This window comes from Nonomuraea sp. NPDC005692 (assembly GCF_040631115.1).
GTDB lineage: Bacteria > Actinomycetota > Actinomycetes > Streptosporangiales > Streptosporangiaceae > Nonomuraea.
Window position 1 is genome coordinate 288,696 of the sequence record NZ_JBEXYU010000002.1, and the last position, 20,134, is coordinate 308,829.

Annotated in this window: 18 protein-coding genes, 1 tRNA gene and 1 pseudogene; 15 read left to right on the forward strand and 5 right to left on the reverse strand. The window is 69.9% G+C overall.

Going from position 1 to position 20,134, the window contains the following annotated elements:
• Positions 1-42: 42 nt before the first annotated feature.
• Positions 43-132 (reverse strand): putative leader peptide, encoded by a 90-nt coding sequence (locus tag ABZ459_RS06200; protein ID WP_352322479.1) that lies wholly within the window; start codon positions 130-132, stop codon positions 43-45.
• Between the two features lie 33 nt (positions 133-165).
• Entirely contained in the window at positions 166-1,641 is a 1,476-nt protein-coding gene (locus ABZ459_RS06205; RefSeq protein WP_357966528.1) for a polysaccharide deacetylase family protein, read from the reverse strand.
• Positions 1,642-1,726: 85 nt separating this feature from the next.
• Between ABZ459_RS06205 and ndhC the strand changes: the two genes are divergently transcribed.
• From ndhC to ABZ459_RS06235, 6 genes are all read left to right on the forward strand, one after another.
• Entirely contained in the window at positions 1,727-2,098 is a 372-nt protein-coding gene (ndhC, locus tag ABZ459_RS06210; protein ID WP_357966531.1) for an NADH-quinone oxidoreductase subunit A, read from the forward strand.
• A 74-nt stretch (positions 2,099-2,172) separates the two neighbouring features.
• Positions 2,173-3,432 (forward strand): M48 family metallopeptidase, encoded by a 1,260-nt coding sequence (locus ABZ459_RS06215; protein ID WP_357966533.1) that lies wholly within the window; start codon positions 2,173-2,175, stop codon positions 3,430-3,432.
• A gap of 90 nt (positions 3,433-3,522) precedes the next feature.
• Positions 3,523-3,996: an NADH-quinone oxidoreductase subunit B family protein gene (locus ABZ459_RS06220; protein WP_352322499.1), complete on the forward strand. Its 474-nt coding sequence runs from the start codon at positions 3,523-3,525 to the stop codon at positions 3,994-3,996.
• Positions 3,993-4,535 carry an NADH-quinone oxidoreductase subunit C gene (locus ABZ459_RS06225; RefSeq protein ID WP_357966536.1) on the forward strand — a complete coding sequence of 181 codons (543 nt, stop codon included), beginning with the start codon at positions 3,993-3,995 and terminating at the stop codon, positions 4,533-4,535. Before ABZ459_RS06220 ends, ABZ459_RS06225 begins: the two co-directional genes overlap by 4 nt.
• A complete protein-coding gene (gene nuoH, locus ABZ459_RS06230; protein ID WP_357966538.1) occupies positions 4,528-5,469 on the forward strand; it encodes an NADH-quinone oxidoreductase subunit NuoH in 942 nt (313 codons plus the stop codon). The genes ABZ459_RS06225 and nuoH overlap by 8 nt, the downstream gene beginning before the upstream one ends.
• A gap of 80 nt (positions 5,470-5,549) precedes the next feature.
• Positions 5,550-6,494 carry a hypothetical protein gene (locus ABZ459_RS06235; RefSeq protein ID WP_357966540.1) on the forward strand — a complete coding sequence of 315 codons (945 nt, stop codon included), beginning with the start codon at positions 5,550-5,552 and terminating at the stop codon, positions 6,492-6,494.
• A gap of 590 nt (positions 6,495-7,084) precedes the next feature.
• On the opposite strand, the gene ABZ459_RS06240 is transcribed toward ABZ459_RS06235, so the two are convergent.
• Entirely contained in the window at positions 7,085-8,320 is a 1,236-nt protein-coding gene (locus ABZ459_RS06240) for a serine/threonine-protein kinase (protein ID WP_357966542.1), read from the reverse strand.
• A gap of 210 nt (positions 8,321-8,530) precedes the next feature.
• Between ABZ459_RS06240 and ABZ459_RS06245 the strand changes: the two genes are divergently transcribed.
• The 7 genes and pseudogenes from ABZ459_RS06245 to htpX all read left to right on the forward strand — a co-directional run bounded on the left by ABZ459_RS06245 (position 8,531) and on the right by htpX (position 17,303).
• Positions 8,531-10,108 carry a 4Fe-4S binding protein gene (locus ABZ459_RS06245; RefSeq protein ID WP_357966544.1) on the forward strand — a complete coding sequence of 526 codons (1,578 nt, stop codon included), beginning with the start codon at positions 8,531-8,533 and terminating at the stop codon, positions 10,106-10,108.
• On the forward strand, positions 10,105-10,665 hold the full coding sequence (locus ABZ459_RS06250) for an NADH-quinone oxidoreductase subunit J (RefSeq protein WP_357966547.1): 561 nt from the start codon (positions 10,105-10,107) through the stop codon (positions 10,663-10,665). Before ABZ459_RS06245 ends, ABZ459_RS06250 begins: the two co-directional genes overlap by 4 nt.
• Positions 10,665-10,961: pseudogene (gene nuoK / locus ABZ459_RS06255) on the forward strand (NADH-quinone oxidoreductase subunit NuoK); the annotation flags it as partial. The gene ABZ459_RS06250 and the pseudogene nuoK, both read left to right, overlap by 1 nt.
• A gap of 179 nt (positions 10,962-11,140) precedes the next feature.
• Positions 11,141-13,084 carry an NADH-quinone oxidoreductase subunit L gene (locus ABZ459_RS06260; protein WP_357966550.1) on the forward strand — a complete coding sequence of 648 codons (1,944 nt, stop codon included), beginning with the start codon at positions 11,141-11,143 and terminating at the stop codon, positions 13,082-13,084.
• Positions 13,081-14,724: an NADH-quinone oxidoreductase subunit M gene (locus ABZ459_RS06265; RefSeq protein WP_357966553.1), complete on the forward strand. Its 1,644-nt coding sequence runs from the start codon at positions 13,081-13,083 to the stop codon at positions 14,722-14,724. Before ABZ459_RS06260 ends, ABZ459_RS06265 begins: the two co-directional genes overlap by 4 nt.
• Complete coding sequence (locus ABZ459_RS06270; protein WP_357966555.1) at positions 14,721-16,271, forward strand: NADH-quinone oxidoreductase subunit N; 1,551 nt, start codon at positions 14,721-14,723, stop codon at positions 16,269-16,271. Before ABZ459_RS06265 ends, ABZ459_RS06270 begins: the two co-directional genes overlap by 4 nt.
• A 180-nt stretch (positions 16,272-16,451) precedes the next feature.
• On the forward strand, positions 16,452-17,303 hold the full coding sequence (htpX, locus tag ABZ459_RS06275; RefSeq protein ID WP_357966558.1) for a zinc metalloprotease HtpX: 852 nt from the start codon (positions 16,452-16,454) through the stop codon (positions 17,301-17,303).
• A gap of 151 nt (positions 17,304-17,454) precedes the next feature.
• On the opposite strand, the gene ABZ459_RS06280 is transcribed toward htpX, so the two are convergent.
• Both ABZ459_RS06280 and ABZ459_RS06285 read right to left on the reverse strand, forming a co-directional pair.
• Positions 17,455-17,925 carry an NUDIX domain-containing protein gene (locus ABZ459_RS06280; RefSeq protein ID WP_357966560.1) on the reverse strand — a complete coding sequence of 157 codons (471 nt, stop codon included), beginning with the start codon at positions 17,923-17,925 and terminating at the stop codon, positions 17,455-17,457.
• A gap of 102 nt (positions 17,926-18,027) precedes the next feature.
• The gene (locus ABZ459_RS06285; RefSeq protein ID WP_357966563.1) at positions 18,028-18,525 is read right to left on the reverse strand and encodes a YajQ family cyclic di-GMP-binding protein; all 498 of its coding nucleotides are present in this window, start codon (positions 18,523-18,525) and stop codon (positions 18,028-18,030) included.
• Positions 18,526-18,744: 219 nt separating this feature from the next.
• Here ABZ459_RS06285 and ABZ459_RS06290 point away from each other — a divergent pair, with 219 nt between their 5' ends.
• Positions 18,745-19,425 (forward strand): sulfotransferase family protein, encoded by a 681-nt coding sequence (locus tag ABZ459_RS06290; RefSeq protein ID WP_357966565.1) that lies wholly within the window; start codon positions 18,745-18,747, stop codon positions 19,423-19,425.
• Positions 19,426-19,512: 87 nt separating this feature from the next.
• Positions 19,513-19,594: transfer RNA gene (locus ABZ459_RS06295), tRNA-Tyr, on the forward strand.
• The last annotated feature ends 540 nt before the right edge of the window (positions 19,595-20,134 follow it).

Genomic DNA, 20,134 nt, shown 5'->3' on the forward strand with positions numbered 1-20,134 from the left:
CACGCGTTTGCCAGCCGCGAAAGCGGGTAACGCGGTCGGAAGTCAGGGTGAGGCGGGAGAACGACGACACAGCCCTGACGCGAGCCTGCAGAGGTCTACATGCAGGCGTGCGAAGAGGACGGTTCGGGTCACGAGCGCCAATGATACGTCCCCCCAACACGTGTGCTACGTCAGGGGCTGCTTGCGCGACTGCTGGTTCCCCGACTCGTACAGGCGTCCGGCGCGCATCGCTGCGGAGCCGTACAACTCTGGAACGGTCACGAAGGTGTAACCCTTCCCGCTGAGTTCTTTCAGGATGCCCGGAATCGCGTCGACCGACTCGGGGTTGGTGTCGTGCATCAGGATGATCGCGCCCGGATGGGCCTTGCGCACGACGCGGTCGGCGATCTCCGACGCCTTCGCGCCGGGCTCGTCCCTGGAGTTCACGTCCCAGCCGACCAGCGACAGTCCGAGGTCGCGGGCGACGTCGCGCACGTCCTTGCTGATCGCGCCGTAGGGCGGGCGGGCCAGCGTGGGCTCCTGCCCGATCGCCGCCCGGACGGCGTCGTCGGTACGCCGGAAGGAGTCGGCGATCTTGCTGGTCGCCTGCTTGGACAGGTCACGGTGCGACCAGGAGTGGTTGCCGACCAGGTGGCCTTCCGCGCTCATCCTGCGCAGCAGGCCCGGCTGCGCGACGGCGTTCGTCCCGACGGTGAAGAACGTGGCCCGCGCCTTGCCGGCGGCCAGCAGGTCGAGCAGGCGCCCGGTCCGGGGGCCCGGCCCGTCGTCGAACGTCAGCGCCACGCACTTGGTCCTGGCGCAGTTCACGCTCCCGGCCCGGTTGCTGGACGCCTCGGGGCTGGCCGTCGGCGTCGTCTTCGGCCCGGCCGGAGGGGCGCTGCGGGCGGCCTCCCGTACGCTCTCCTGCGCCTGGCGTCCCAGTTCGGACAGCAGCGGCGCGACCCGTCCCGCCTGGACGGCCACGGCCACCCGGCCGAGCGAGCACGGCCCGATCTGGCAGTCGTCGAACTCGACCACCAGGTCACCGCTCCGGTTGAAGGCCATGGAGTCGAACTGGCCGGGGTCGGCCCGCACGCCGTCCCGCTCGACCTGCGGCCCGCGTCCCTTGAGCTGCTCCTTGACCAGCACCGCGAGCCGGTCCAGCGCCTGCGGCCCGCCGAGCAGCGCCGTGGACCCGCCCGCCTTGCCGGTACGCGGGTCGAACCAGAAGGTACGGGTGGAGTTGCCCCAGCTCGCGCCCAGGAACTCGCCGGTGCGCAGCCGTACCGCGACGGCCTCCGGGGAACGGGCGGCGAGCTGCCAGTCCACGTTCAGCTCGGGACGCGGGTAGTCGCCGTTGACGCTCTTGGCGGCCCGGAAGTCCCGCAGTTGCCGCTCGGCGTCCGCGCGCAGCGCGCGGTTCAGGCCCGGCGCGTCGGCCAGTTCGGGGTAGCTGATGTGCACGAATCTGCTGTGGTCGTCGTCCTCGTCCGTGATGGTCGCGGTGGACAGGCCGACGACTGTCGCGGGGTCGACGAAGTCGATCGCGGTCGGCTCTGCCGGGACCAGCACGTCCCGCTCGGGTGCGGCGGCGGCCAGCCCGCAGCCCCCGGCCGAGAGGGCCAGCAGAGCGATTCCAGCAAAGAATCGCGTTTGGTGCATGTCTGTCAGGGTATGTGGGGGATCTTACCTTTTGCCCCGTCTTGGGGTTATGGGGTCTGAGGTTTGACTGGGTTACGATCACGTCATGGAGGGCTACTTCGGGTCCTACGTGCTGGTCGCCGTGCTGTTCGCGATCGGCGTCGCCATCGTCGCCGGGGCCCTCATGGCCAACCGGCTCCTGCGGCCCACCAGGCCGACCCCCGAGAAGCTGACCACGTACGAATGCGGCGTCGACCCCGTCGGCGACGGCTGGGCGCAGTCGCAGGTCCGCTACTACGTCTTCACCTACCTCTACGTCGTCTTCGCCGTCGACGCCGTCTTCCTCTTCCCGTGGGCCACGATCTTCGACGCGCCCGGCTACGGGGTCACGACGCTGGTGGAGATGTTCGTGTTCCTCGGCTTCATCGCCCTCGGCATCCTGTACGCCTGGCGCAAACGCGTCCTGTCCTGGACATAGCCCGGCTCCTGGCCGCCGATCGTTACCCGGACGTGCTGGCGCCCTGAATGCGCCGTGTGCCACCGTCCTCGGTCGTGCCGAGACAAAGATCGTGTCCCCGCTGCGACGTTTCGATCGAGCATGATGAGCGGTATCCCGCCTGGTGTCCGTCCTGCGGATGGAATCTGCCCGTCCCTCAGGGCAAGCGCTCGATCAGCGCGGTCCTCGCCGACCGCCTGACGGCCGGACTGCACGCCGACGCGCTCAGGAAAGGCGTCGACGTACCGAAGGGGAAAGTCCCGCGGGCGCTTTCGTACCTGTTCGCCGGGCTCATCCACCTGATCGCGGTGAGCGCGCTCGCCGCGGCCGGCTGGGCGGTCGTCATGTGGCCGAACGTTCTCGGCGTGCTGCTCGGTGCGTTCCTGCTGTTCGTGGCCTGGCTGATGCGGCCGCGTCTGGGCCGGGTGCCGAGCGGGCCGCTCGTGCTCACCAGAGACGCCGCGCCGCGCCTGTACGACCTGACGGACAGGGTCGGGGCGGAGATCGGGGCGGACCGGGTGGACCTCGTCGTCGTCACCCCCGTCTTCAACGCGTCCTTCGAACAGGTGGGCCCAAGGGGCAGGCGCGTGCTCACGATCGGCGCCCCCCTCTGGGCGCTGCTCGAACCCCAGCAGCGGGTGGCGCTGCTCGCGCACGAGCTGAGCCATTCCAGCAACGGCGACAGCCGCCACGACCGGTTCACCCGTACCGCGCTCGGCGCGCTGGCCGCCGTGCACCGGGCGATGCGCGGCGCGGCCGGGGGCGGGGAGTACGCGGCGGAGGCCGTGCCGCAGAGCGTGCTCAGCGTCCTGGCGCTGGTGCTGCTCATCGTGATGCGCGTGGCCGGGGTCGTCGTCCGGCTGGTGGGCCTGCTCCTGCTGGTCGTCACCATGCGCTCCGCCCGCCAGGCCGAGTACGTCGCCGACGAACGCTCCGCCCGCATCGCCTCCTCCGCGGCCGCCGCCGCGACCCTTGACCTCGTCGCCACCGGCGACGTCGACGTGAACGAACTGGCCTGGATGTCGTCCGCACTCGGCCCTTCGGTGTGGGAGCACCTGCGTGAGCGGCAGGCCGCCGTCCCCGACTCCGAGCTCGAACGGCGTCGCCGGATCGAGGCCATGGCACAGGCCCGCCTCGACGACTCGCATCCGCTGCTCCCGCTGCGCGTGGAGTTCGTCCGCTCGCTGCCTCACGACTGGCCCCTGATCAGGCTGCGCGACAACGAGAACGAGGCCATCGAGGCCGAACTGGCCCCCCTGTTCGACCGGCTCGCCACCGAGCTCGGCGCGGCCAAGAGACATGATTCCTTTGCCTGACCTGCGATTCGCGCAAGAATGGGCGACATGGCAGCAACGGATCTCCCGATGCCCACCGTCGGACCTGTCTCCAGGCTCGCGCCCAAACCCATGCGGTTCGTGCTCAACTGGGGGCGGCGCTATTCGCTGTGGGTGTTCAACTTCGGGCTGGCCTGCTGCGCCATCGAGTTCATCGCGACCTCCATGAGCAGGCACGACTTCATCCGGTTCGGGGTCATCCCGTTCGCCAACGGCCCCCGCCAGGCCGACCTGATGATCGTCTCCGGCACGGTCACCGACAAGATGGCCCCCGCCGTGAAGCGCCTCTACGAGCAGATGCCCGACCCCAAGTACGTGATCTCGTTCGGCGCCTGCTCCAACACCGGCGGCCCCTACTGGGACTCCTACTGCGTGACCAACGGCGTCGACCAGATCATCCCCGTCGACGTCTACGTGCCCGGCTGCCCGCCCCGTCCCGAGGCACTGCTCTACGGGATCATGAAGCTCCAGGAGAAGATCGCGGGGGAGAAGCTCAGCGACCGCTACGTCTGGTCCCGCTCCCACGGCTCCGAGGACCAGGCGTGAACGCCGCCGTCGCCGCCCGTTTCGGCGAGCGCGCCGAGATCAGCGAGTCCTACGGCGAGACCACGGTCGACGTCGCCCCCGCCGACTGGATCGAGCTGCTGACCTTCGCACGCGACGACCTCGGCCACGCCTTCTTCGACTGGCTGACCGGCGTGGACGAGCCGCCCGACGCCTTCGTCGTCGTCGCCCACGTCTACAACCCGGACGCCCGCGAGCGGCTGCTGCTGCGCACCCGGGTTCCTCGCGCCGACCCGCGCCTGCCGTCCGCCGTCGGCGTCTACCGGGGGGCGAACTGGTACGAGCGCGAGACGTACGAGATGTTCGGGGTGATCTTCGAGGGGCACCCGTACCTGGTGCCGCTGCTCCTGCCCGACGGCTTCGAGGGCCATCCGCTGCGCAAGGACTTCGTGCTGGCCGCCCGCGTGGCCAAGCCGTGGCCGGGCGCCAAGGAGCCGGGCGAGTCAGGGCACGGCGCCCCGAGCCGCCGCAAGACGCTTCCGCCCGGAGTACCGGCCGATTGGGGTCCGCCTGATGCTTGAAGTGGTGCTGAGCTTCGTCGTCATCCTCGTCGTGTTCCTGGTGCTGCCGCTGATCGTCGGCCAGACCGAGCACAAGGTCATGGCCCACATGCAGTCGAGGCTCGGCCCCATGTACGCCGGCGGCTTCCACGGCTGGGCCCAGCTCATCGCCGACGGCGTGAAGTTCATGCAGAAGGAGGACGTCATCCCGGCCGCGGCCGACCGCCGTGTCTTCATGATCGCGCCGGGCGTGGCGCTGGTCCCGTACCTGGTCGTGCTGATCGTCATTCCGCTTGACCGCGGCCTGGTCGCCGTCGATCTCGATCTCGGGCTGTTCTTCGTGCTCGCCGTCATGGGCATCGGGGTGCTCGGCGCGATCATGGCGGGGTGGGCGTCGGCCAACAAGTATTCGGTGCTCGGCGGCATGCGGGCCGCTGCCCAGCTCATGTCGTACGAGCTGCCGCTGGTGCTGGCGGCCTCGTCCGTGGCGATGGCGGCGGGCACGCTGTCGATGCCCGGCATCGTCGAGGCGTGGCAGTGGTGGTGGCTGCCCTGGCAGGCGATCGGCGGCGTGGTGTTCTTCGTGGCGGGGCTGGCCGAGCTGCGCCGTCCGCCGTTCGACATGCCGATCGCCGAGTCCGAGATCATCATGGGCCCGATGACCGAGTACACCGGCATGCGTTTCGCCCTGTTCATGCTCTCCGAGTACGCCGGGATCGTCGTCCTGTCCTTCCTGACCACCGTGCTCTTCCTGGGCGGCTGGCACGGGCCGTTCCTGCCCGGCTGGATCTGGACCCTGATCAAGGTCTTCGCGCTGGCGTTCGTGGTGATCTGGCTGCGCGTCACCTATCCGCGGCTGCGTGAGGACCAGCTCCAGAAGCTCGCCTGGGCCGGTCTGGTGCCGCTGGCCCTCGTGCAGCTCGCGCTCACCGGAGTGGTGAAGGTCCTCATCTGAGTTTCGCGCCGGCGGAAACTTTATGCCGCCCTTATCCGTCGTACCCGGCATAGGGGGCCCCGGATGAAGGGGTACGACTCGTGAACGCGCAAATCCTGCCCGTCGCGGGTGCGATGAAAGGCGCCCGCTGCCCGAAAGTCAGCCTCACCTCCGACGGCCGCACGTTGACCGTCACCGACAACGCCAGGGGCCGTTCCACGACCCTGTCACCCGCGTCGCTCTACCGTTACGACTATTCGATCGACGGCTCCGGGAAGCGGTCGCGATTCATGAAAGGGGTTGCCGCCCTCGACCCCGACGGGCTGGTCCTGCTGGACCTCCCCGGCGACTGGCACCTGCCCCACCTGCGGGAATTCGCCTCCAAGGCCGGCATCCCGCTCCGGGACGGCAAGGACGACAGCTCCAAGCGGGCGCGCCGGATCCTCGCCGCCCGCGCTCCCGGCTGGGAACGCATCCGCGGAATCCCGGCGCCGCGCTTCGCCCGCTGGAACACGACGCTGGGGGTGTGCGCGGGAATCGCCGGGCTGGCGTTGATGGTGTATCTGGGGGCCGCCGGAATGTGGGGCGCCTGGCGCGGCTTCTCGTCCTTCGGACGTGTCCTGATGGAACTGATCGAGGTCAAATGGTTGATGGTGGCCTTCAGCCCCGCGCTGCTCGTCGTGCGGCCTGTGCTCGGCGGGGTGCACCGGTGGCAGGAGAAGCGCGGCCTTGTCGTGGGGCCGCCTGGAGGGCCGTACCTGAGGATGAAGTCGTCCCGCATGTTGTCGGTGTACCGCCGTTCGGGGGTCATCACCGAACTTCCGGTCGAACCGGGTAGCAGCCTCCTCCGGTACCGCCACGACGACCTGTGCGGCGTCTTCGTCCTCGACCCCGCCGGGAAGCCCCTGCTCCACCTGCCCGGCCGCTGGCCCCCGTCCCCTCTCCACCGCTTCACCGAACGCCACGGGCTGGGCCTGGCGATGCACCGGGTCTCCCGAGAGGAATACCTGACCCTCACCACCCACTCCCCACAGGCCTTCCCCTGACCCCTTCCTCATCCCGACGCCCTGTACGAGATCCCGTGAAGGCGGCTCCCCACTCCATCCCCTGCCTTTCTGTTCCTTGAGGTAGGTGATGACCCGCTTTCGTCGTACGGCGCTTCGGAGCAGGGTGATTCGCTTGGGGACTTTCCGCTCCGACTGGAAAGGCCCGCCCGCGGTCGATCATCGGTGGGCGGCCGCTCAGCGGTGGTCATCGGTCCGCTGTCGCTCGGCGGCGACCACCGGTGGGCGGTCGTTCGGCGGCCACTGGTGGATGGTCGTTCGGTGGTGGTCACCGGCCTTTGGGGGTTCGGCGGCGATCACCGCTCCGTGGTCGGTTGTGGCAGTCGCCAGCTGGTGGTGGTTCCGTGGCGGCCACTGGCCCTTGGTGGCTCGGTGGCGGTCACCGGTCCGCGGTTGGTCGGCGGTGGTCACTGGCCTTGGTGGTTCGGTGCCGATCATCGGTTCGCGGTTGTTCGGTGGCGTCAGCGGCGGGCTGTCGTTCGGCGGCCACCGGTGGGGGATCGGTCAGCGGTGGTCATCCGTTTGCGGTCGGTTGTGCGGTGGTTGCCGGGCTGTGTGGAGGTGGTCGGCGGTCAGTGGACGATCGCGACCATCACGTCCGACGCCGACGGTCGTTCCTCGGGGCGCTTGTTCAGGCATGCCCCCACCACACCGCGCAAGGCGGGCGGCAACGGCGACAGATCCGGATGGAACGTGAGCACCCGGTTGAAGACGGCAGGCACGGTGTCCTCCCCGAACGCCGGACGCCCGGTGGCCGCGAACATCATCGTCACCGCCCAGCTGAACACGTCGGACGCGGGCCCCACAGGCTCCCCGGTCAGCTGCTCAGGCGACATGTACGGCGGTGTCCCCACCATCTTCCCGGACGTCATCGTCATCCGGTCGAGCGCCCGTGCGATCCCGAAGTCGATCACCCGCGGCCCGTCGTGCCCGATCAGGACGTTGCTCGGCTTGAAGTCACGATGCACCACCCCGGCCTTGTGGATGGCCGCCAGCGCTCCGGCTGTGGATAACGCGAGCCGCGTCAGGCCGTCCTCGTCGCGGGGCCCGTGGCGCCGTACGAGTTGCTCCAGCGACGGGCCCTCGACGTATTCGGAGACGATGTACGCGTGCTGCCCGTTGATGTTCACGTCGAGCACCCGGGCTGTGGAGAACGTGGCGACCCGCCGAGCCGCGTCCACCTCCCGCGCGAACCGGGTGCGCGCCGTCTCGTCGACCAGGTCGTGCAGCACCTTGACCGCCACCCGCGCCCCGTTGGGCGCCATGGCCAGGTAGACGGCGCCCTGCCCGCCGCGCCCGAGCTGGTGCAGCACCCGGTAGTGCCCGATCCACTCCGGCTGCCCGCGATGCTGCTGATGGGTGGGGGCCGTGGTCCGCTGATGCAGGTCGGCGGGCCGGTGTTGCGGCACGGGCGTCTGTGCGTGCGCGTGCATGGGTGCCTGCGTGTGCACGGGGGCCTGCGCGTGCACCGGCGGCCGGTGTCGTGCCCGCGCCATCGCCGGCACCAGGACGGCCGAATGGGCGATCCCGCCGATCCAGGCGATCACGAACCCGAACGAGATCAACGTGGACATCGGCTCGGGGATGTTGTCGAAGTCGTCGTACAGCATGATGGCGATGACGAACGAGCCGATGAGGACCAGGTAGACGCAGGCCCCGATGGCCTGCCAGGTGCTCCGCAGCCAAAATGCCGCGAACCCGATCGTGAACGGGGTCGCCAGCCCGCACGAGATCAGGGCCAGGCTGGCCCACCCGATGGCGGCCGCCCACGCCCCGCTGCTGGGACGGATCGGATGGCTGTACGGCATGGCCGAGAGACTATCGCCATGCAGTCGTTCATATCGGACAGTCACCCAGCCTGTGGATAACTTCCACCGAACCTGTGGATGGCTGTGGAAAAACTGGGGACAACGGTCTTGGCTCATTCACCTCCGCCGCCAAGTACGTCATGATGTTGAACCATGGCGCGGATACCGGGAGTCGGACTGGCGAAAGGGCTGTCCATCACTCTTCGCCACATGCTGCGCAAATCCGTCACCCAGCAGTATCCCGAGGTCAAGCCGGCTCTACCGCCGCGCAGTCGAGGCGTTATCGCCCTCGTTGAGGAAAATTGCACCTCTTGCATGCTCTGTGCCCGAGAGTGTCCCGACTGGTGCATCTACATCGACTCCCACAAGGAGACGATCCCGGCCCCGGAGGGCGGGCGTCCCCGTCAGCGCAACGTGCTCGACCGGTTCGCCATCGACTTCGCGCTCTGCATGTACTGCGGCATCTGCATCGAGGTCTGCCCCTTCGACGCCCTCTTCTGGTCTCCGGAGTTCGAGTACGCCGAGGGTGACATCCGGAACCTTCTCCACGAGAAGGACAAGCTGGCGTCCTGGACCCAGACCGTCCCGCCGCCGCCCGCGCACGATCCCGGCGCCGAACCTCCCAAGGAGCTCAGGGCGGCCCCTCGCCGTCCCGCGGCCCGTACCGGAACCACCCGCCCTGGAGCAGCACCGGAAGCGCCCGGCCCCGCCGGAACCGCCCGCCGCGCCCCGGGCGAAGCAGCGTCCACAACGGCCCCCCAGGGAACGGGCGCAGCCCGGCCGGGTGCCGGCCCGCAGGGCGCGCGTGCCGGCAGGCGGGCGACGGGCGCTCCGGGCGAGGTCGTGACCGAGCCGGGCGCCGCTGAGCCGGGAGCCGTGCCCCCAGGGAGCGAAGAGCCTGGGGCGGCCGCCGGTGCGAACGCGGGCGCCGACTCCGGGACCGGCGCCGCATCGGCGCTCGGCCCCGACGCCACCGTGAGCGCAACCCCCGACTCCGCCGAAAGCGCAACCCCCGGCACCGAAGCAGCGCGCCGCCCCGAAGGCGGGGGCCCTGCCGCCGAGGGCGCCGCGGCACGTGACACCGGACGGGCAGGCGCAACTCCGCCTCCGGGGCGCACCGACACGGGCCCGTCGGCCGGAGACGTCGAAGAGCGCGCCGGCGCCGACCAGGAACAACAGGCACGTGAGAAGACCGGCGCCGCGGAAGCTCCCGAAGCCGCCCCCGGCGCAGGTCCCGCCGCGCCGCCGTCCGCTGCGGGCCGCCGCGAGCGTACGCGCAGGCCCATGTCCAACGTGCGAGGCATCCGTCCGCCAGGCGCTCTCCCGCCCGGTCCGCAGCCGGCCGAACCGTCCTCCACAACTCCCGCCCCTGCACAGGGCCAGGAACCGGAAGACACTCGCCCGTCCGAGACGAAGACCCCGAAACCGTCAACAGCGGCAAGCCCGTCAGACGTGACGGAAGGGGAGGCTCCCCCCGCGGCTGAGGGCGACGCGCCACGCGTCCACGACGACGACGCCGCTGCTCCGGCAGGCGAGGAGCCGAACCGCCCGCCCACAGGGGATCAGGGCGGCCCGGCCTCGGACGAGCACCCGCCGCCTTCATCCACAGGCGAGCCGCCCTCGAACGGGTTTTCCACAGGCGCGGGCGAACCGTCTCCGGAGCCCGGCCCGGACGAGCAGACTTCTTCCGCGAGCCCCCGCAGGCGCCGGATGGCGGACCCGAGGTCCATCCGACCGCCAGGGCGGCTCGGCCCTGACGACACAGAGGAGTCCGAGGAGGAGTCGTGACCGAGGCGGTGCCCTCCTACCTGTCACCCACCGGGCAAGAGATCGTCTTCTTGCTGCTGGGAGCGGTAGCGGTTGGATCGGCGCTGCTCGTCGTCACGACCCGGCAACTCGTCCACGCGGCCCTGTGGCTCGTGGTCTCCTTCGGTGCGCTCGCGGGCGGCTACCTGGTGCTGACGGCCGAGTTCGTGGCCTGGGTCCAGGTGCTCATCTACGTGGGCGCGGTGGTGGTCCTGATGCTGTTCGGCATCATGCTCACCCGTGCCCCGATCGGCCGTTCCGCCGACCTCGACAGCGGCAACCGGCCGGTGGCCGCCCTGGTGGCGGTGGCGACCGCTGCGGTCCTGGTCACGGTCGTGGTCGACGGTTTCCGCACGGCGTACACCCCGCTCACACCGGGCCAGGGGGCGGCGAAGGAACTGGGCGCCAGCGTCTTCGCCACCTGGGTGCTGCCGTTCGAGGCGCTGTCCGTGCTGCTGCTCGCCGCATTGATCGGAGCCATCGTGCTGTCCCGTACGGACATTCCCGGCTCGCCGCCCGATCAGACCGGGGGTCACTAGTGCACATCGTCTACCCGGCGGTCGTCTCCGCGCTGCTGTTCTCCGTGGGCGTCTACGGCGTGCTCGCCAGACGCAACACGATCCTCGTGCTGATGTCGGTCGAGCTGATGCTCAACGCCGTCAACCTCAACCTGGTGGCGTTCGACGTGTGGCTGCGCGACCGCCTGCACAGCGGTCAGGTGCTCACCCTCTTCGTCATCGTCATCGCCGCCGCCGAGGTCGGCCTCGGTCTGGCGATCGTCCTGGCCCTCTACCGCAACCGCCGCACCGTCGACCTCGACCACCTCCGCGACCTGGCCGAGCCCGCCGACGAACGTCCTGACCTGGTCCCGAGCGGCGCCCGCCCGACCGCCGGCCCCTCCGGCCAGGCCGCCGACACCAGCCCGACCCCTCTCAACGACCACCACCCGGCCTCGCCGGCCGGCCCAGGCCGGCCCCCCGCTGACGACCACCGCGCCCGGCGAGGGGGCGAGCTGTGACGACGTTCCCGCTGCTGGCCGTGTTGCTGCCCGCCATCGCCGCCGCCACCGGCCTGCTGCTCTCCCGCTGGCCGCACGGCCGCCCCGCGGTCCAGGAACAACCAGTGGGCAGAGCGCGGCTCGCGGCGGCCGAGAAGACCGCCGGCGAACGCGCCAACACCCGAGCCGCCTGGATCGCCGTCATCCCGACCGCGGTGTCGGCCGTCCTGGCTCTCTGGCTGGCCTGGGGGCCTGGCTTCGCGTTCCTCGAAGGCGGCGCCCCCTCGGAGCCCGTGGGCCGCACGTACGGCTCGATCGTCACCGGCGGCGTCCCGATCTCGCTGACCCTCCTGGCCGACGACCTGTCGGCCGTCCTCGGCGTCCTCGTGACGCTGGTGGCGCTGGCCGTGCAGGTCTACTCGGTCGGCTACCTCAAAGACGATCCCCGCTACCCCTCCTACAGCGCGTTCATCAGCCTGTTCACCAGTGCCATGCTCCTGGTGGTCTACGCGGGCGACCTCCTGGTCCTCTACGTGGGCTGGGAGATCATGGGCCTGTGCTCCTACCTCCTCATCGGTCACTGGTGGGAAGACCGGGGCAATTCGCGGGCGGCGGTCAAGGCGTTCCTCGTCACCCGGCTCGGCGACGTCGGCTTCCTGTTCGGCATCTTCGTCCTCGGCACGGCGGCGGGCAGCTTCCGCGTCGCCGACGTGCTGGCGAAGGTGCCCGACATGTCCGCGGCCACCCTGACGACGGCCACCATGCTGCTGCTGTGCGGCGTCGCCGGCAAGAGCGCCCAGGTGCCGCTGCACACCTGGCTCCCGGACGCCATGGCCGGCCCGACCCCGATCAGCGCGCTGATCCACGCCGCCACCATGGTCGCCGCCGGAATCTTCATCGTGGCCAGGCTCTTTCCCGCCTTCCTCGCCGCCCGTCCCACGCTCGACGTCCTGGCCGTCATCGCGGCGATCGGCATGCTGGGCGCCGCGCTGGCCGCGTTCGCCCAGGACGACCTGAAACGCGTGCTCGCCTACTCCACGGTCAGCCAGCTCGCCTACATGGCCGGCGGCCTGGCCGCGGGCTCCGACCGGGCAGCGATCTTCCACCTGGTGACCCACGGGGCGTTCAAGGCGCTGCTGTTCCTGTGCGCGGGAGTGGTGATCCACCACGTCGGCTCCAACCTGATGACCCAGATGGGCGGGTTGCGCCGCGAGCTGCCGGTCACCTTCGTGACGATGACGGTGGGGTTCGCCGCCCTGATGGGCCTCCCGCCGGCCAGCGGATTCTTCAGCAAGGACGGCGTCCTGGCGGCCATGGACGGCGCGCTGGCCGGCGGCGGCCTGACGGACGCCGCCGCCCTCCTCCTGTACGGCTGCGCCCTCGCGACCGTCGCCGTCACGGGTGCGTACGCCACCAGAGCCTGGCTCCGCACGTTCTTCGGGCCGCCGCGAGTGGTGGCGCTCCCCGAGCCCGAGCCCGGCACGGCCCACGTCGTCGACGTCACCGAGGCTCCCAAGACCATGCTCGTGCCCGTCGTGCTCCTCGCGGTCCCCGCCCTGCTGCTGGGCTTCGCGGGGCAGCCGCACATCGACCTGGCGGTGGCCGCGATCAGCGTCGTGCTCGCCCTGCTCGGCGCCGGCGTCGTCCACGCCGTCTGGCGCGGCGATCCCGTCACCGACCCGGCACGCCTGCTGGGCCCTCTGCGGGTGCCCTGCGAGCGCGCGTTCTATGTGGACGACGTCTACGCGGCGCTGTTCGTCCGCCCGATCACGGCCCTGGCCCGGCTGGTCGTCAGAACGGACGACGTGGTCGTGGACGGCGCCGTCCACGGGTCGGGCCACACCGCCCGCGGCCTGTCCGGATGGCTGCGCCTGGCCCAGAACGGCAACGTCCAGCTCTATGTCAGCGGCGTTCTCGCCGGCGTGATCCTGATCGCGGTGGGGGCGGTGATGCTCACATGACGGGCTGGCTGTCGGTCACATTGCTCGCCGTGCCACTGCTCGGCGCGCTCGTGCTCCTCCTCGCTCCGGGCGCGCTCCGCCCGGTCCTGCGCACGTATGGCCTGATCCTCTCGGGGGTCACGCTGGCACTGGCCCTGGTCATGGCGGCCACGTTCGACCACGGGCGGCCGTCGAGCCTGCAGTTCGCGATCGACCAGCCGTGGATCCCCGGCCTGGGGCTCCGCTTCCACCTGGGCGTCGACGGCATCTCCCTGCCGCTGATCGTGCTCACCGCGCTGCTGACGTTCCTCTGCTTCGGCTACCTGGCCTGGGGCCGGCCCCGCACGCCGAGCCGGTTCCTGGGGAACAGGCCGAGGGCGCTCGTGTTCACGCTGCTGGTGCTCGAAGTCGGCATGATCGGCACGTTCCTCGCCCTCGACCTGCTGCTCTTCTTCGTCTTCTTCGAGATCGTGCTGATCCCGATGTACTTCCTGATCGGCATCTGGGGCGGTGCCGGGCGCCGGGCGGCGTCGGTCAAGTTCATCCTGTACACGCTGCTCGGCTCGGTCGTGATGCTCCTCGGCCTGCTGCTCGTCTGGGCGCGGACCGGCACGCTCGACATGGCCGAACTGGCCGCGGCCCACGGCGCAGGAATGTCCAGGTCCGTGCAGATCCTGGCGTTCGTGGCGATCGGTGTGGGCCTGGCGATAAAGACGCCGATGTGGCCCCTGCACACCTGGCTGCCCGACGCCCACACCGAGGCCCCGACCGTCGGCTCGGTGCTGCTGGCCGGAGTGCTGCTGAAGATGGGCACGTACGGCTTCGCCAGGATCGCCATCCCCGTCCTCCCCGAGGGGGCGACCGCGGTGGCGCCGTGGCTGGGGGCGTTCGCCGTGGTCGGCATCGTCTACGGCGCCCTCGCCTGCCTGGCCCAGCGCGACCTCAAACGCATGATCGCCTACTCCTCCGTGGGCCACATGGGTTTCGTCCTGCTCGGCTTCGCCACCCTGACCCCGGTCGGCGTCAACGGCGCCCTGTTCGCGAACGTCGCCCACGGCCTGATCACCGGCCTGCTGTTCTTCCTGGCCGGCGCGATCAAGGACCGCTACCGCACGGCCGACATGCCGAGCCTCGGCGGCGGCCTGCTGGCCACGATGCCCCGCCTGGGGGCGGTGCTCACGTTCGCCGCGATCGCCTCGCTCGGATTGCCCGGTCTGGCCGGGTTCTGGGGGGAGATGCTGGCGCTGCTGGGGGCGTTCCAGCCGGCGAGCGGCCTGCCGCGTGCGCTCTTCCTCACGTACATGGTGATCGGCGGCCTGGGCGCGGTCCTGACGGCCGCGTACTTCGTGCTCATGCTGTCCCGCGTCACCCACGGCCGCCCGTCAGGAGCCGCGCGGCGGCGGGAGACCCCGCCGGAGGGGGAGACCCCGGACGAACGCCCCGTAGTGCCTCTAGGCTCGGACGAGTCGCTCGCCGGGCAGCCGGCGACCGCGACACTCGAAGCCGGGAACGCCACGCAGCGCATCGATGACCTCCGCTCCTACGAAGTGGCGGCGTGGACCCCGCTGGTGGTCCTGATCGTGCTCTTCGGGCTCTGGCCCGGTCTCCTGCTCTCACTCACCACGCCGGTGGCGCAGACCCTGCTGGGAGCCCTGCCATGACTCAGCAGATCGACTACTTCGTGATCGCGCCGCCGCTGGCGCTGGCGGTGGTGGCCGGGCTCGTGCTGCTGCTCGACGTGTTCCTGCCTGCCACGACGCGCACCCGCACCACGCTCGGGCTGGTGACCCTGGCGGGGGTCGTCGTGGCACTCGGGTTCGTGATCGCGCAGGCCGCAGGCGGCACGTCCCGGGCGACGTTCTGCGTGCCACCGGATCTCGCGACCGGGGGAGCAGGCACGCTCTGCTCGTTCGTCGCCGACCGGTTCACGACGGCCTTCGCGGGGCTGGTGCTCGTCGCGGCCCTGGTGGTCGTGCTGATGTCGATGACGGAGCTGGCCGGGGGCGGCATCCCGGCCGGTGAGTGGTACTTCCTGCTGCTGTGCACCCTCGTCGGCGCGGTGACCCTGCCCGCCTCCCGCGACCTGGTCATGCTCGTGGTGGCGCTCGAACTGGTCTCGCTCCCGGTGTTCGCCCTCACCGCGCTCAAACGTTACGACGGCCGCGCCTCCGAGGCCGCGGTCAAGCTCTTCGTCGTGTCGGTCGTGTCCACGGCCGTCATGCTGTTCGGCGTCTCCCTCCTGTACGGCGTCTCCGGGGCGGTCCACCTCTCCCGCCTGGCAGCCGTCCTGAGCGGCCGGCTCCCGGCACCGGGAGCGGCGGCGGGCACGCACTCCACGGCCTTGGAGACGGCCCACGGGCTGCCCGCGGTCGTCACGGTGGGCGTCGTCCTCGTGGCGGCCGGGTTCGCGTTCAAGATCGCAGCCGTGCCGTTCCACTCCTGGGCGGCCGACGTCTACCAGGGCGCGCCCGTCCCGGTGGCGGCCCTGCTCTCGGTCATCTCCAAGGCGGCCGGGTTCGCGGGGCTCATCCTGGTCCTGGTCGCCGGGCTGGCCGGCCAGTCGTCCACCTGGGGGCCGGTGATCGCGGTCATCTCGGCGCTGACCATGACCGTGGGCAACCTGCTCGCCATGCGTCAGCGGTCGGCCGTCCGCATGCTGGCCTGGTCCTCGGTCGCGCAGTCCGGCTACATCCTGGCCCCGCTGTCGATCGCCGCCACGGCGGCCACGTCCCAGGCCGCGACCGGCACATCCGTCGCGTACCTGGTCATCTACGCGGCCATGAACCTCGGGGCCTTCGCCGTCGTCATGCTCGTCTCCAGGGCCGCCCCACGCAACGAGCTCGACGACTACCGCGGCCTGGTCCTCCGCAGCCCGGCGGCCGGCATCGCGCTGGCCTTCTGCCTGGTCTGCCTGGCGGGGCTGCCGCCGGGGCTGGCCGGCCTCTTCGCCAAGGTCTTCGTGTTCCGGACGATCGTCGAGGGCGGCCTCGGCTGGCTCGCGCTGGTCATGGCCGTCAACACCGTGATCGGCCTCTACTACTACGCCGCCTGGGCGGCCCGCCTCTTCGCCCCTCCCGGGGAGACGCGCCTGCGGGGCTCGTCCCCGTCGGCGTGGATCGCCGTCGGCCTGGCCCTGGCCGTGGCGATCCTCTTCTCGGTCGCTCCGCAGCTCGTCCTGGACCTGACGTCCTTATCGGCCACGAGCTGACCGCAGGCGGGCCCTGACACCGGCTGTCCCCATGCGGGCAGCCGGGCCGCAACCCGCCCCGATCCCAGGCGGACACGGGGGTAAGTCGCGCTCCGCCCGCAGCTGAGCACACCGGGGAACGATAGACCGGGTCGTCGTCGTTGGACGAGGTGAAACCCGGACCACGAAGGGGGGGAGACCTTGCACCACAACGGTCTGCGTACCGCCATCCTCCTGGGAGGTCTGTCCGCGTTCATCATCGTGATGGGCGCGTGGCTGTGGGGTGGCACCGGCCTGCAGATCGCGCTCGTGCTGGCCCTGCTGAGCAACGGCGTCGCCTACTTCTTCTCCGACCGCATCGCGCTGTCGGCCATGCGGGCCAGACCGGTCAGCGAGGTCGAGCACCCCACGCTCTACCGGATCGTCCGTGAGCTCTCCACCGAGGCGCGCCAGCCGATGCCGCGGCTGTACATCTCCCCGACGGTGCAGCCCAACGCCTTCGCCACCGGCCGCAGCCCGCGGAAGGCCGCCGTGTGCGTCACGTACGGCCTGACCCAGTTGCTCGACGAGTCCGAGCTGCGCGGCGTGATCGGGCACGAGCTGTCCCACGTGTACAACCGGGACATCCTCGTCTCGTCCGTGGCCGGTGCGCTGGCCACGATGATCACATGGCTCAGCTACGTCGCCGTATTCTTCGGCGGCTCCGACGACGACGAGGGGCCCGGATTCGTGGGCGCCCTGCTGATGATGATCCTCGGGCCCGTGGCGGCCGGGATGGTCCAGATGGCCATCTCCCGGACCAGAGAGTTCCAGGCCGACGAGTCGGGCGCGAGACTCACGGGCGACCCGCTGGCCCTGGCCTCGGCCCTTCGCAAGATCGAGATGGGTGCGCGCAGGCTGCCGCTTCCCGAGAACAGCCGCCTCACGTCGGCTTCCCACATGATGATCGCGAACCCGTTCAGCGGATCCGGCTTCGGCCGCCTCTTCTCGACACATCCGCCCACGTCGGAGCGGGTGGCGAGGCTGGAGCGCATGGCCGGCTACCGCCGCTGACCTTCCCGGCCAGACGAAGTGCGGGGGCGCGTCCGCGCTGAATGCGTCAGCGCCTCCGAAATCGACCGAGAGCCCCTGAACGGGGCTCACCCCTCATCTTGCTCTTCGGCGGTCCTGCTGCAGCGATCAGGGCCTTCCAGCGACGTCGTGGCTACCCGGGCTCTCCGGTCGCAGTGATCCTTCTCAGAATGGCCGGCAGGTCCTCCGGGAAGAACGTCTCCTGGGTGTTCTCGAGTTCCTCCGCGCTCCACCACCGATGCCCGGTCGTCGTCTCCTTCTCGATCTGCTCCATGTGCTCGAACGAGACGGCGGCGTCGTGCACCCGGATCGCGAAGAAGGTCTGGTCCTGCGTGATCGCATAATCGGACCAGCAGAACTCGATCGTGCTCGTCCCGTACGGCCCGGCGAACTCCTCCACCTCCCGCCGGATCCCGACCTCCTCGTACAACTCGCGCGCGGCGGCCTGCCGAAGCTCCTCCCCGGCCTCCGTCGCGCCACCGATGGTGAACCAGAACGGCTCGTCCGGCAGTTGCGGATCAAAGCCGTGCAGCAGCAGCACCCGGTCTTTCGCATCAAGGGGCAGGACGCGTGCCGTGAAGCGGCGCAGGGGGATCTTCGTCACGGTCGTCGAGCTTACGATGCCGGATTCGCCCGTTCCAACGAGAACGCAGGCCCGAGGCACAAGAAGGCGCGTACGCCGCCATGTGCCCCGGATGCCGACCTGTTAGCGGTAGTTCACGAATTGCAGAGCGATGTCCAGATCCTTGCCCTTGAGCAGAGAAATGACGTCCTGCAGATCGTCCTTCTTCTTCGAGCTGACCCGCAGCTCCTCGCCCTGGATCTGCGCCTTGATGCCCTTGGGGCCCTCGTCGCGGATCAGCTTGGAGATCTTCTTGGCGTTCTCCTGGTCGATGCCCTCCTTGAGGGTGACCAGCATGCGGTATTCCTTGCCCGACAGCCTGGGCTCGCCCGCGTCGAGGGTCTTCAGCGAGAGCCCGCGCTTGACCACCTTCTCCTTGAACACGTCGAGTGCGGCATTTGCGCGCTCCTCGCTGTTCGCCTTGATCTCGATGTTGTCACCGGTCCAGCTGATGCTCGCCCCGGTGCCCTTGAAGTCGAAGCGGTGTCCGATCTCCTTGACCGTCTGGTTCAGCGCGTTGTCGACCTCCTGGCGGTCGATCTTGCTGACGATGTCGAAAGATGAATCGGCCAAAACACCCATCCTCTCGGCTGTGAAAGCGATATTCGGGATCCCGCCTCTCCGCCGTACGCGAAACCGCTCCGTCGTACGCCAAATGCGTGGACCCAGCGAACGAGCCTAGCCAGCATCGGCGCGCCGTGCAGTCCACGTGGGCGTGAGGCGGCTTGATGCCGGGCCCTTGGCGGCGGATCATGCCTGTGGGCCCACATTTCGCAGTTTCCGATCGTATTGGTAGGGATCATGCGAGTCATCGGAGCCGGCTTCGGCCGTACCGGAACGTTGTCCACGAAGACCGCGCTGGAACGTCTGGGCTTCGGCCCATGTCACCACATGACGGAGGTGCTCCAGAACCCCGTCCACATCCGCCGCTGGCTGGACCTCGCCGAAGGCCGTCCCGTCAGCTGGGAAACCCTCATGTCGGGGTACGACTCCTGCGTCGACTGGCCGGCCGCCGCGTACTGGCGCGAACTCGCCCACCACTACACCGACGCCAAGGTCATCCTCACCGTCCGCGACCCGGAACGCTGGCTGGCCAGCATGAACGCCACCATCTTCAAACAGTCGGCCCGCGCCCGCACCTGGTCGGGCCGGACGATGGCTACGCTCTCCCGCCTCCTCGACACGGACTTCGCGGCATTCATCCGGATGACCCGGCTGGTCGTGAGCGAACGCGTCTTCGGCGGCGGCATCCCCGACACCGAACTCGCCCTGAAGATCTTCACCGAACACGTGGAGGAGGTCAAAGCCACCATCCCCCAGGACCGCCTGCTGGTGTTCGAAGTCGCCCAGGGCTGGCAGCCACTATGCGACTTCCTCGACGTACCCGTCCCGGACGAACCCTTCCCCAGAACCAACGACGCGGCAGGCTTCGACCAGCACGCACGCGGGATGGGACGCCTGCTGTTCCGGCGCAGCCGGTGACCACGATCCGGCTGGGGACAAACTGGTGTCACGTACACCTCGGAAGTCCGCTATTCTTCTGTCTGTCGCCGCGAGAGCGGATGGCACGGCAGGTTGCCCGAGTGGCCAAAGGGAGCGGTCTGTAAAACCGTCGGCTCAGCCTACGCAAGTTCGAACCTTGCACCTGCCACACCAGCGGGAAGAGGCCCGTCACCAGCGGAAACGCGGTGACGGGCCTCTCGCGTTGTGTCCGGCCGTCCACGGCTGACACCGGCGCTCTACGGTTGATCGTTCCCTATACGTTCCCTAGCGATCATGGCTGGTGGGCCGCGGCCTTGGATGTGCCTGCGGGCGTCGCCTCGCTCAGCGGGAGGTCTGTGGCGGCGCGGGGCAGCGGCGTACTCACTCTTCGTCCCAACGAGTTCAGCGCCGGGCGAGGGGCGCGTGGCGATTCTCTTCCAGGTCTGTGTGCCCTGGTAAGGGTCATGGAGTTGGGCTTCGGCGGCGGACAGCCTGAGCGAGGCGGTCACGATGAACTGGCAGCACCAGACGACATCCTCCGGCGTCGAAGCGTAGTTGCTCGGTACCCGGCACTTCCGCCGGTCGCGGCGGCTCAGGGGCATGCTGCTCGGCGAGGTCCCGCTTGCGCTTGTGCCGGCCGCGGCCAGGCACGGAGGTGGTCCTGGGTACCGTGAGGATGTGCGGCGGCGTGGTCGGGGGGTACGCTCGC

Coding starts and splice junctions, on each gene's coding strand:
- nuoH (WP_357966538.1), top strand. CDS start 4,528: ATGCTTGAAGTGGTGCTGAGCTTCGTCGTCATCCTCGTCGTGTTCCTG.
- ABZ459_RS06205 (WP_357966528.1), bottom strand. CDS start 1,641: ATGCACCAAACGCGATTCTTTGCTGGAATCGCTCTGCTGGCCCTCTCG.
- ABZ459_RS06245 (WP_357966544.1), top strand. CDS start 8,531: ATGCTGCGCAAATCCGTCACCCAGCAGTATCCCGAGGTCAAGCCGGCT.
- ndhC (WP_357966531.1), top strand. CDS start 1,727: ATGGAGGGCTACTTCGGGTCCTACGTGCTGGTCGCCGTGCTGTTCGCG.
- ABZ459_RS06290 (WP_357966565.1), top strand. CDS start 18,745: ATGCGAGTCATCGGAGCCGGCTTCGGCCGTACCGGAACGTTGTCCACG.
- ABZ459_RS06240 (WP_357966542.1), bottom strand. CDS start 8,320: ATGCCGTACAGCCATCCGATCCGTCCCAGCAGCGGGGCGTGGGCGGCC.
- ABZ459_RS06220 (WP_352322499.1), top strand. CDS start 3,523: ATGCGGTTCGTGCTCAACTGGGGGCGGCGCTATTCGCTGTGGGTGTTC.
- ABZ459_RS06265 (WP_357966553.1), top strand. CDS start 13,081: ATGACGGGCTGGCTGTCGGTCACATTGCTCGCCGTGCCACTGCTCGGC.
- ABZ459_RS06285 (WP_357966563.1), bottom strand. CDS start 18,525: ATGGGTGTTTTGGCCGATTCATCTTTCGACATCGTCAGCAAGATCGAC.
- ABZ459_RS06270 (WP_357966555.1), top strand. CDS start 14,721: ATGACTCAGCAGATCGACTACTTCGTGATCGCGCCGCCGCTGGCGCTG.